This is a genomic window from Megasphaera sp. UBA4233 (genome assembly GCF_002395615.1).
GTDB classification, from domain to species: domain Bacteria; phylum Bacillota; class Negativicutes; order Veillonellales; family Megasphaeraceae; genus Megasphaera; species Megasphaera hexanoica.
On the sequence record NZ_DGXL01000011.1, the window covers coordinates 55,801 to 68,498 of the forward strand.

The 12,698-nt window shown below is 43.0% G+C and carries 9 protein-coding genes; all 9 read right to left on the reverse strand.

Going from position 1 to position 12,698, the window contains the following annotated elements:
- Positions 1–115 precede the first annotated feature (115 nt).
- Positions 116–2,026, reverse strand: a complete 1,911-nt coding sequence (locus tag B2U90_RS02545) for a fructose-1,6-bisphosphatase (RefSeq protein ID WP_292017027.1) — start codon at positions 2,024–2,026, stop codon at positions 116–118.
- A gap of 159 nt (positions 2,027–2,185) precedes the next feature.
- On the reverse strand, positions 2,186–3,685 hold the full coding sequence (locus B2U90_RS02550) for a succinate CoA transferase (RefSeq protein WP_292017028.1): 1,500 nt from the start codon (positions 3,683–3,685) through the stop codon (positions 2,186–2,188).
- 293 nt (positions 3,686–3,978) lie between these two features.
- The gene (locus B2U90_RS02555; protein WP_292017029.1) at positions 3,979–5,145 is read right to left on the reverse strand and encodes a M20/M25/M40 family metallo-hydrolase; all 1,167 of its coding nucleotides are present in this window, start codon (positions 5,143–5,145) and stop codon (positions 3,979–3,981) included.
- 90 nt (positions 5,146–5,235) lie between these two features.
- Positions 5,236–6,180: an AEC family transporter gene (locus B2U90_RS02560; protein WP_292017030.1), complete on the reverse strand. Its 945-nt coding sequence runs from the start codon at positions 6,178–6,180 to the stop codon at positions 5,236–5,238.
- Between the two features lie 36 nt (positions 6,181–6,216).
- The gene (locus B2U90_RS02565) at positions 6,217–6,999 is read right to left on the reverse strand and encodes a carbon-nitrogen family hydrolase (RefSeq protein ID WP_292017031.1); all 783 of its coding nucleotides are present in this window, start codon (positions 6,997–6,999) and stop codon (positions 6,217–6,219) included.
- 555 nt (positions 7,000–7,554) lie between these two features.
- Positions 7,555–8,196, reverse strand: a complete 642-nt coding sequence (nadD, locus tag B2U90_RS02570) for a nicotinate (nicotinamide) nucleotide adenylyltransferase (protein WP_113856293.1) — start codon at positions 8,194–8,196, stop codon at positions 7,555–7,557.
- Positions 8,197–8,212: 16 nt separating this feature from the next.
- Positions 8,213–9,736, reverse strand: coding sequence for an L-lactate permease (locus B2U90_RS02575; RefSeq protein ID WP_113856294.1), 1,524 nt, complete (start codon positions 9,734–9,736; stop codon positions 8,213–8,215).
- Between the two features lie 120 nt (positions 9,737–9,856).
- Positions 9,857–11,086, reverse strand: coding sequence for a benzoate/H(+) symporter BenE family transporter (locus tag B2U90_RS02580; RefSeq protein ID WP_113856295.1), 1,230 nt, complete (start codon positions 11,084–11,086; stop codon positions 9,857–9,859).
- Positions 11,087–11,222: 136 nt separating this feature from the next.
- A complete protein-coding gene (locus B2U90_RS02585; RefSeq protein WP_257536548.1) occupies positions 11,223–12,698 on the reverse strand; it encodes a hypothetical protein in 1,476 nt (491 codons plus the stop codon).

Consider the following 12,698-nt stretch of genomic DNA (forward strand, 5'->3'; position numbering starts at 1 on the left):
CATATCATACGTTATCCGGCAAAAGAACGCGCAACGCAAAAAAAGGAGACTGCATACGGGCTTCAGCCCCATGCAATCTCCTTCATTTTCTATACAGCAGTTCACGTGCGCTTCATCATTCACCACGCCGTTCGATGATAATCCCCTGCCGATATGCCTGGAGCAGGGCCTTCAAGTCATCAATCATCTGCAACAATTTTTTGCCATTGTCCGTATCACCAATCATGACCCGTTTAGGTTCCAGTTCTACCTGAGTCGATTCGGACCCCATATCGGCATTGGTCCGCAATACTTCCTCTACATCCGTAAAGGGATAATGAGCCTTGATGCGGATTCCGTGGGAATTAAAAATCAATGTATACCCAGCAATCCCTGTCGAATTCTGATAGGCTTTACAGAAGCCCCCATCAATGCAAAGTTCCTTGCCTTCGGCCCGGATCGGACTTTCCCCTTTTTTCACTTTTACCGGCGTATGTCCGTTGATAATATGTCCCTGCGGCGAATCAATCCCGAACTCATGAAGAATCTTGATGCATTCGTCTTTATCCCGGTTCAAGCGGAAATAGGCATTTTCTGGTTCTTTCCACGTATCTTTATCGGCAATGTAACTGCGTTCAAAGGTCTTTACAATACGCCCGGACACAGGAGAATCGGGGCCGCCCCACATATACCACATATAATCCAAGCTGTCCGTATCCCTCTTGGTATAGGCGCGCCGTGCCATATGATCGGCATGATCCATAAAAGCCCGGCCCTTATACCCATGTCCATCGAAATAAATTTCTTTAAAGCTGCCATCATCGTTGAGCGGCAGGCTGCCATGGAATAATAAATTATTATTATAGCACCGGTACATAGAACCATGGCTGTACAGGAACTGGATATGCCGCTGGAGCCGTTCGCTCTGCAAAAATTCCGTCTGTAATTCAGCCATAATAAGATGTTCTTCCGGAGACAGGGTATAGGGATCCTGAGGATTGAATGTCGGGAAATCCTTCGTAGTCAGTTCATATGTCCCGGAATCCAGCGTAATGGTCCCTGTTTCCAGATTGATTTTATGAAACAGCAGACGGTCATCCATATTATATTCCGGATGACGAAAAATAACCTGCCCTTCCAGTTTGGATAAGATGACATTGATTGCCTTAACCATCGGTTCGATGCCATCATCTTTGGTATACATCTTCAAGGCAAACAAGGCCAGCGGGCGCAGGCTGATGCCATACCCGCTTTCCAGGATTTCCAAATTATGATATCGGATATTATTGCGCAAAACATTGGCAATACAGGCAGCACTGCCGGCGGCAGCTCCCATCCAAAGAATGTCATGATTTCCCCACTGGATATCCATGGAATGATGATGCATGAGATTATCCATGATTTTATCTGCATGGGGCCCCCTGTCATAAATATCGCCGATAATATGCAGATGATCCACAGCCAGCCGTTTAATCAAAGCCGTCAACGCATAAATAAAGGAACGGGTGCTCCCCGTTTCCAGAATCGTGTCGAGGATTTTGGAATGATAGACGTGACGGTTTTTATCTTCATCGGGCTGGGCATGAAGCAATTCATCGATGACGAACCGGAAAACCGGCGGCATCGCTTTACGTACTTTGGAACGGGTATACTTGGACGAAAGCAATTTCGCCAGACGGATCAGATGATGGAGCGTCTTACGGGCCCATTTGTCCGTTACCAGCTTTTTGCGGTTCATAAGATCCAGTTTTTCTTTTGGATAATAAATGAGTGTCAGCAGGTCATCCCGTTCTTCCTGACTCATGGAATTGGAAAAGAGCATTTCCACTTTTTCCCGGATAACACCGGAACAATTATTCAATATATGATAAAACGCTTCATATTCACCATGGAGGTCGCTCATGAAATGTTCCGTTCCCTTTGGCAGATTCACGATAGCCTGCAAATTGATGATTTCTGTAAACGTCGCTTCCTGGGTCGGGTATTCTTTAGCCAGGAGTTCCAGATATTTGATATATTCATCGGAATATCCAGCATAATTTTCCATTTATCGTATCTCCCCATTCTTCGGCCGTGCCGATCATGATATACAAAGTCTTTATTTATATTGTACACGAAAACCGACATAAAAATCTAGGGATGTACAGAGGATGCACAAAACCCTCACAAGACAGACTGGAAAAATCTGACTTGTGAGGGTGTTATACTATTTCATACTCCCTGTTTCCAGGTAGCGCTGCTGCCATGACAGGGCCTCTTTCAGGAGCTGTGGTTCATGCTGGCTGCCTGTTACGGCAATAGCCCGGTCCAGATAATCTGTGAGCTGGTCTCTGTAATCCGGGTGGGCACAGTTGGCTATGATAGTCCGTGCCCGTTCGACAGGAGAAAGACCGCGCAGGTCTGCAATACCCTGCTCTGTACAGAGCACATCCACATCGTGCTCCGTGTGATCCACATGGGAGCACATGGGAACTACGGAACTGATGGCACCGTTTTTTGCCGTCGAACTGGTAAAGAAAATCGTCAGATATCCCGCCCGGGCAAAGTCCCCGGAACCGCCAATTCCATTCATGAGACGACTGCCACAGATATGTGTCGAATTGACCTGACCATAGATATCAAACTCGATGGCCGTATTCATGGCAATAGCTCCGATGCGGCGGATTACTTCGGGATTATTGGAAATTTCCTGGGGCCGGATGACGATTTTTTTCTTATATTCATCAATATGTTCATAGAAATGCTTCAGCCCTTCCGGGGATGCCGAAATGGAAGCTGTCGATACGGCATCGACTTTCCCGGCATCGATGAGGGTAAACATCCCGTCCTGGAGCACTTCCGTAAAGATAGACAAATGTTCGAAATCACTTTTTGCCAGCCCCTGAATGACCGCATTAGCCACCGATCCGACACCGGACTGGAGTGGCAGAAGATGTTCCGGCAGCCGGCCTTTTGCTACTTCATCCTTAAAAAACTGCACGATGAGATTTCCCATCTTCCGGCCGTTTTCATCGACAGGTTTAAACGACCGGGGAGCATCGGGAATATCACAGGGAACAATAGCAACGATTTTATCCCAGCCACAGGTAATATACGGCTTGCCAATACGGTCTCCTGTATGGACGATGGGAATGGGTTCACGGAATGGCGGATTGGGAACATCGTATACGTCATGCATTCCTTCCAGACTGAGCGGCTGTGTCACATTGATTTCAACGACGACTTTCTGACACACGTCAATCATAGCCGGTGTCGTCCCTACGGACGTAGTAGGGATGAGATTCCCTGCTTCTGTAATAGCTGCCGCTTCCACCACGACGATATCGGGGTGCTTCATGAACCCTTCCCTTAGCAGCTGGGCAAATACGCTGACGTGATAATCGGCATAAGCCACACTGCCATCATTGATTTCGCGGCGCAGATCTTTATTCGTATGATAGGAAAACCGGCGGGAAACGCCATGTACCCGTGCCAGGGCCCCATCAATTTCATCACCGATGGATGCCCCGGCATAGAGCGTAATCTGAAAATGTTCCCGTTCTATCCGCTTCGCCAGAGCCAGCGGTACGGCTTTGGGATACCCGGCCGGTGTAAACCCCGACACGGCCACAATATCATCAGGATGAATCAGCTTCGCCGCTTCTTCGGCCGTTGTAACTCTCGAGATGTATGCTTTATTTCGTATACGATCTGAAATGTCAATCATTGCAATCCCTCATTTCCTGCATTCGATTCTATTCCTCATCATGCATAAATTAATAACATATTCCGTATGTATTTCATATATTAGTATAACACTATTCATAGCATTCTGGTACATACAGATTTCACTGCCAGAAGGATCCGGATGAACTGTTTATAAAGATTTCACGCAGAACTATTATACAAGCTGACGATAAAAAAAGCGGGGCTATCTCACAAAGCACGGTGTCTTCGTGAGATAGCCCCGTTCGTAAAGGCAAAACCTCTTGTCCGTCTTTCTTTCAACGGCTTGCTGTATTATTTTTCCGCCGCATCAAATTCTTCCTTCATCGCCTTGCACAAGTCTTCATGTTCCGCCAGACGCAATACGGTTGCCCCGATGATTTCTGCACCGCGGATGATGACCGGTTCAATGGCCTTGTTTTTGACCATATCGGCGATTTCTTTGGAATGGTCCGGATAGAACGTATCCCCCATGGCCAGATGGACGTGGAGCACCGGGCATTGATGGCTGACGTTGGCAATATCCGAGCTGCCACCGCAGTCAGGTTCTACAAAGGGCACATCCATATCCCGGAGCACGCCGCGCACGACTTCCGTCGCCGTTTCATTCCATACAAGGTCATCATATTTATACCCCAGCTGGGATACATCAAAGGTCGTTTCCGTAGCAATGGCCGCACCTTCAAAGCAATGCATCAGGCGCTGAACCACTTCGTCGAGATAGGTCCGGGTAGAATGGCGGACGCAGCATTCCACTTCAGCATAGTCTGGAATAATATTAGAAGCCGTCCCGCCATTGACGATGTACGTACCAATCCGCGTATCAGGCTTTACATGCTGGCGCATCATATCGATAGCATGGAGGGCCAGCATGGCCCCGTTCAGTGCATTCCGGCCTTTCCACGGATGGGCTGCCGCATGGGCCGTCTGTCCATGAAACCGGATGCGATAATCATCGAGGGCCAGAAAGCGGGAATTGGGCGTCGTCTGACACGACGACATATGGACCATTATGGCAAGATCGTAGTCCTTGAAAATCCCCTGCTGGCACATGGGAATTTTGCCACCCCGCAGTTCTTCATCCGGCGTGCCGATGACATCGACAGAGACGGGCAGATTCGTCATGGCATGAAACGCAGCTCCGGCCAGAAAACTGATAGCACCGCCAGCCGAATGACCGCAGCCATGACCGATATCGGGAAGAGCATCGTATTCAGCCAGGACGGCTACCCGCAAAACCGGCGATTCCGCATGGCAGGCAACCGCCTTATAGGCTGTGGCCTGTCCGCTGAACCGTTCCGTCACATCCATGCCAGCATCCCGGCAGGCCGCTATGTGACGGGCACAGGCATGATATTCTTCCCCGGATAACTCGGGATCATTGGCAATCGCATAATTCAATTCAAAGGCAGCAGGAGCATACTGCTGCACCTTCTTAGAAAATTCATCATAGAGAGACATGGCTTACTCCTTTTATTTCATCGTTTCAACTAAAAAGGACGGCATCTGCACTGGGACAGCCGTCCTTTTACTATTATATAATTCTTTATCTCAACCGACAATAGCCATATACAGGGGAATGACCACCAATCCAAGAGCAATAGACAGGAAACTGATTTCGGTGGCATATTGCACATCAGCACCGACGGATTTCGCCACGACGGTCATTTGCGTCATAGCCGGCATACTGGCCTGCATGGTAAATACCTTGGCCGACATATCCGTGATAGGGATAAATGGCAGCAGCACCAGCACACAGCAGGGACAGACGAGGAACCGGCCACATAAAGCGCCGATGATATCCCGGTCCCAATGAATGTCTTTCCAGGAAATGAGGCTCATTTCAATGCCAATGACAATCAGGGACAACGGAGTTGCCATGTTTCCGACATATTGGAAACTCATGACCAGAAAATCAGGCAGCTTCACGTCGAGCATAACCAGAACGAGGCCGATGAGAAAGCCCTCCAGCGGCGGTGAAAAAACCTTTTTAATTGTCTGCACAGAAAAGAGCGGCATATGCTTTCCACCTGTACTATCATTGACAATATGATACACCGCCAGTGTCCAGAACATGGTCGTATTAGCCATATAATAAAGCATGACCGATGGTACACTTTTAGGACCAAACAAGGCCAGGTTGACAGGCAGGCCGATAAAAATCGTATTGGCAATAAAAAAGCAGGTAATGAATATCCCCTGCCGGTCCTTGCGGATATGCAGGACTGCCGCCGCAAGCCGGCCTACAAAGTAGGCCAGGAAAATAGAAGTAAAAGGCAGTACCAGGTCCGGCGCAATCTGTACCAATGAATCATGCGTAAAATCCCGGACCATGTTGACTACCATATAAAAGGGCAGCGCCACTTTCATGACAATCTTCGTCAAAAGAGCGCTTGTACTGCTATCAAACCATCCCTTACGGGACAAAATAAAGCCGATAGAAATAATAAAAATAACTTCAAAAATACCCTGCAGGCCATGTATAGCCCCTTCCATACCAACACTTCCTCACTTATCTATAATCGGGGCATATCAGAGATGATATAATTCCGGCCGGCGGTCACGGAAAACATTAATGCTTTGACGGATGCCTTCGATGACAGACAAATCGACATCACTGGTGATAATCTGCTCCCGTCCATCTGCCTGGGAAAGGACCTTGCCCCAGGGATCGATAATCATGGAACCGCCACAGAACTGATACTCTCCGGCCTGGCCACAGCTGTTGACAGCTACGACGAACATCTGATTTTCAATAGCCCGTGCCTGATTCAGAATCTGCCAGTGTCCCAGCCGTGGATTGGGCCAGGCCGCCGGTACAAAGAGAATCTGTGCGCCAGCCAGGGCTGCCATGCGCACCCATTCACCGAACCGTACATCATAGCAGATAATCGACGCCATTTTCACGCCATCTAATTCAAAAATATTCAGATGGTTTCCTGCCGTAAAGACCGTATCTTCTTTTCCTGGTGTAAACAGATGAACCTTATCATACTCTCCAACTACCTCACCTGTCTTATCTACGACAAAAGTCGAATTATACAGCTTTCCCTGTTTTTTATTGGCAACAGAACCGCCAACAATATGGACATGATACCGTTTTGCCGCATCAGAAAGAAAAGCCTTTGTTCTCTTTCCCTCTTCATCAGCCAGATCATATACGTTTAGCGGATAAAACGATGTATTCCAAAGCTCGGACAATACGACGATATCGGCCTCTGCAGCTGCCGCCGCTTCCATGGCCTGATCGGCTATATGATAATTGGCATCTACATCGCCATAACAAATAGCTGCCTGTACCGCTGCTATCTTCATAGACTCACCCCCATTAATACAAAAAATGCAAACCCGCATATTTATTATATAAGAGGCTGTCAGGCAATGCAACGGCTGATAAAAACTCAAAAATAAGAAGTCTGTAATAGAGCAGAAAAATTTCTCATTTCTATTATAACCTTCTTAATAATTAACTGTTAGACACAATATTCATAAGTGTATTATAAGATTTATTAACTTGATTTTGTATAGTGTCAAGGCCGGGTTCAATTTGACAGTAGAAGCTTTAAGGTCCTAATAAAAATGGACTTAAAATCTTTTATCAATGTGAATTTTAAATATTTAAACTCTCCCAAATTTAAAATAACCTATGATTTTTAATATGTAGATATGTATTTTTCAGGAAAGACTGCTAATCATCATTGATAAGGTATTCCACGCTACAGAAGAATCTATCTGTTGCAGAAGATTTTATAAACAAAATCCCAAAGTATATTCGTAATGCACTACAAAAACTTACGATCTGGATATTTTTCCAATCAAAAGGTAATACCTATATTTTTTTATAGGTATTAGAAGTTTTATATCACGTAGTTACTGGTACAATTTGTTTTCTCGTATAAACGTTAGCACCCGGACGGGCAATAACCGACTTACATCTTTATGGCTACGTACAGCATTACGAATCTGCGTAGACGATATGGGAATCGTTTTCCATGTACTTAATGTGTACTGCAAACCGTTTTGGCGTAGTCCTTGCAATTGTTCGCTTACTCGAACAAAGGCATCATCTGTTCTAGGCACAAATATAAATTCACATATATCTTTTAAGACATCAATCGCCTTCCACCTGGATAGGTGATAAATAATATCCGAACCTGCAATAAAATAAAATCTCACATCTTTTTCATCACAACAATGCATAAAATGTTCTATCGTTTTAGCAGTATACGGAATTGTACTGCCTTTATAATCAACCTCATATTTTGATACATATATAGGAAGATTGTCTGGCAAAGACATCTCTAACATTTGACACCGCATTTCGCCCTTTAATTTATTCTTCTTTGAGTGAATTTCTTTATCTGCAGTCGGCAAAAACACACCCATATCTAATTGATACGATTTTATAGCATTTTCCATCGTTTGAATGTGTCCATTATGAACAGGATCAAAAGCTCCCCCCATAATTCCGATTCTCTTCTTCCCCTGAAAATCTTTATCCTCACAAAACATCGATTTGTATCCTCCTTCAATATAATTTAAAAATAATAGGAATAAAATAGCAAAATATTCCCCCAATAGCAATTAAAATAAAAAACCACTTAAAAGTTGCTCGTAAAATACGATTATCTAACCCAGGCTGCTGTACTGCCGATGCTCCTAATGAAATCATCTGTGGGCTAATTATCTTTCCTACACCCCCACCAAATAGATTACCTGCTGCCAGCCATGCTTCGGATATTCCAAGGGCCTCTGCGGTAGCAGTCTGTAGATTTCCAAATAATGCAGAAGAGGTTGTAGCACTCCCTGTTACGAAAGATCCCAACCCCCCAATTAAAGGGGATACAAATGGATAAAAACCTCCGGTTGCAACAACCATAAACATAGCTATAGTCCGGATCATTCCACTATAATTCATAATAATGGCAACAGCCATGACAGAGCATATCGTTACAATCATACTCCAATTTTTATAAATAGCTTTAAAAAAGACTGAAATCTGTTCCTTGATGCTCATTCCTTGGATAAGTCCACCAATAATAGCGGAAATCATTATAACATCAGCACTATTTGTTAACCAATTAATAGTAATGCTCGATGGATTGATGCCGTTATAAATTGTAAATACTGATTTTACAGACACTAACATATTATGAATAAACGGAAAAAGCCGGGATGTCACGGTCAGCAAGACAAACATGATGATAAATGGACTCCATGCCCGTATCCCCTGGTACAAAGTAAAGGCATTTTTTTCAGTCTTATCCATTTTTTCCTCGACATAAAAAAGTTTAACAAAAAGAATGGTAAAGACCATAGCGCTGATAGAACCAGCTACATCTGGAAGTTCTGGTCCTACAAAATAAGCAATACAAAAAGCTGGAACAGTAAAAGCCAATGAAGAAATAGTTGTAATGACAAACATATTTCTTATAGATTTCCACCCATCCCCACAAATATAAATCATGACATATGGTGTAAGAAATAATGGCAATAATTCTATTATAATTACATTCGATGATAAGATATCTGCACTAATACCAGTTACCTGTGATGTGACCAATGTAGTAACTCCGACCGAACCAAAGGCAGTAGTCATAGTTGTCATAATCAATAAAGAACCAACAATACGAACTGGATTCATTCCAATACTAACCAAAATTCCCGCCGGGACTATGACTGATGTACCAAAACCAGCGACGCCTTCCAAAAAATTACCAAATCCAAAACCAATAATTAGCAAAAGAATCAATTTGTCATCAGTAATATGCAATAACATCTTTTTTATATTTTCCAGTTCACCCGTTTGCTCTGTTAATTTAAATGTAAAGAGTGCCGCAAAAATAACTGTAAGAATAGGCCAGATTCCATCAATAATCCCTTCAACAGTTGCTGTAGCTATATTACTGATAGATAACCCAAACCATAGAAAACCTGCTGTCGCAGATAAAATATAAGCAATGATACAGGAATACATACCACTAACTTTGAAAAAACCCAAAGCAATAACAAACCAAAAAATAGGTACTAATGCAATGATAAAATCCGCCATAGTATCATCCCTTCTACCTTCTTTTAGTATTAAAATATTTAGATAGATAGAATGGTGGAATAAAAATTTATTCCACCATTCTATAATGTAAATATTAAGATTTACATTGCTTACATAATTTTAATCAGTTGCAGAATTCTTTTTAAAATCCTGTCTTTCAACAATAAGAGAAACAACTACCCCAACTACTAAAGCCCAAAATGCACATCCAATGTGTAAAATAGAAATTCCTGATAAGCCCACACATAATGCTGCAAAAGAACCAATTTTAAATTTTCCAGAATAAAAAGCAGTCTTTAAAGAATCAATTAAAACATTAATCATTGCTAGCCCAGCCAATGTTCCAACTAACGTCGCCGGAATCAGATTAACAAAGCTAATCGCATAGGCAGCAAAAAGCCCAAAGATAGCAAAAGTAATGCCATTTACAACAGATGCAACATATCGGCCATCTTTTTCACCCGCTTCACTAGATGCACATATAGCAGTCATCGGTCCTGCAATATTAGCATTATGGGCACCAAAGATACCTGAAATGATTCCACCAATTCCTGAAGCAATGGTCATTACATTAGCAGGAACTTTATACCCGGCTCCTTTTAATACCCCCATTGCCTGTGCATTTTCTGCTCCCATAACTAATACTGCCAATGGGATGGAACAAGATAAAACCAGTTGGAAGTTAAATTCAGGAGCGACAATTCTCGGAGCGATAAAGGAAATATCCCCTATATTTCCACCAAATCTTCCTGTAAAATAAGCTAAAATAACTCCCACTATTAAAGCCGATAACACACCTGGTATTTTTTTAAAAAATACCGGCACTATAAGAAAAACAAGAAAACATACACCACAAACTAATGGATCAGCATTGATGCTTTTAACTACACCTATTCCAAATTTCATCATAGCACCAGCAACCATAGCCATAACGATTTCCAAAGGCAAAAAGTTCATAATTTTGCCAATCAAACCAGTTAAGCCGATTACCAGAACAATAACCCCCGCGATAATAAAGGCGCATGCGGCTTCATTAAATGAATACCCGGCTAATGCTGTTCCCATTAACGTGGCACCAGGAATAGAGTATGCCCCTGAAATCGGCATTTTATAATACGTCGCAAGGATAGTTCCTAACAACCCACCAAAAACATAAATACCAAAAACCCAGGTAACAATATCAGCCAAAGTGAAACCCGCTTCATGACCCGCAGCTATAACAATCAGGCATGGGCCTGTGCATCCAAAAATAGTAGATACGATACCAGATCCAATCGTTTGACTATTCAGATATTTTGAAATGTCTTTTATGCCCGATTTAAAGCCAGGGCCTTTTTCTATCAACTCCATAGTTATACCTCTCTTATTCACAACTTAGTCAAATCTATTTTCAATTATAATTAATAAAAAGGAATCACCTAAATTGGAATATATACGCCTCTTTGTAGGTGATTCCTTTTCTTTATACTATCATTTTAAAAGGCATTTATTCCGTCTTTAGTTTATCCAATACCGAAATATCTACGCCTCGCTGTCCAAACCACTTCGGCATCAATACTTCATCTACCTCTTTCGAGACTTTGGGAGCCCATTCAATCAAATCTTTTGCTAATGATTCAGAACAATTCAAGCCGCCCATTGCGCCATCAAAAATGATAACCTTATCCGTCCCAGTTACTCTATAAGCGAAATTCATAGCCTCTTCTGTAGTTTTCGAAACAACAGCATAGTCCATATAATGAATATTCATCGGTTCCATATCAAATAACTTAGCTTGTTCTTCTCCAACGACAATAGTTGGAATATGTGACGAGAAAAATGCTGATGGATATCCTGTCCATGCATAATTGTGAACACACATTTTAATGGCAGGATTTAAAGGTGGAATACCTTCAAGCAACGGCTTACCATCTTTGCCATAAAAGGCTTCCGTATACCACGTATAGGGGGGCAAAGGCGTACCTTCCATGTCATATAAATCCTTATTAGCCCCTGTAAAATTAGCATAAATTACGCCTGCGGAAAACACATATGGAACAGGACATGGAAAATCAAGTACAGCTATGCATTCTTTGATTTTTCCAAATAAAGTCATAATTTTACCATAGAGCTGACATCCAATAAACGTAGCACGGTCATTGATATTATAGAGATTATTATCTGCGTCAACTCCAATGACACCATGTGGTCCTACGGTCATAAAAGCCCCAAAAGCAAATTTCTTTTGTACAAATTCAGATTCAAAAATTGCACGAGCTGTAAAATTAGCTGCACGAGGGCCTAAATTCTGGTGATAGGTGGATCTGGATTCCAACCGGGCATAGGACATAGAAAATGGCTTGACCGCCTTATCGACCTGACGATGGAAATGTACTTCACGAACGTCTGTATGATGGACATGTACAATCCAGTCCGCATCATAAACGGCTTTAATACCATACAACGTACCAATTTCCGTTTCAATCGGAATACCTTCATCAACGGGGCAGACGCCTTTGGCTTTACCTTTGCCATAGTATTCATCGAGTCCATACCGTTTAATATATTCCTCTGTTTCACGGAAACGCATACCGACACCAGCACGAAGCCGGATATTATCTGTACCAGTTTTCTCATGAATAATATCTCGCACGGCTTTTAAAAGAAGTGCATATGGCTGCCCACCAAACAGGGTAAATCCATGATGCGAGGCTAATACATTGACACTGTCTGTGGATTTAATCATGGACATGTCAACTTTTCTTAAACTTTCTTTAGCCATTTCGTAAAATTTGTCTAGTGCGTCCGGTCCTCCCGGATATACGACATCCGGCAATTCAGGGAACAGTTCTGGTAATCGCAAGGAGCACATCCCAGGCATTTCTGCCACTCTTTTTTTTATCAGAGAAGGATCAATACCATACTGAGACGGCTTTGGTGCAATTGGCATAATCGGTTCATGAATGAATTGGGATTTTTCCAT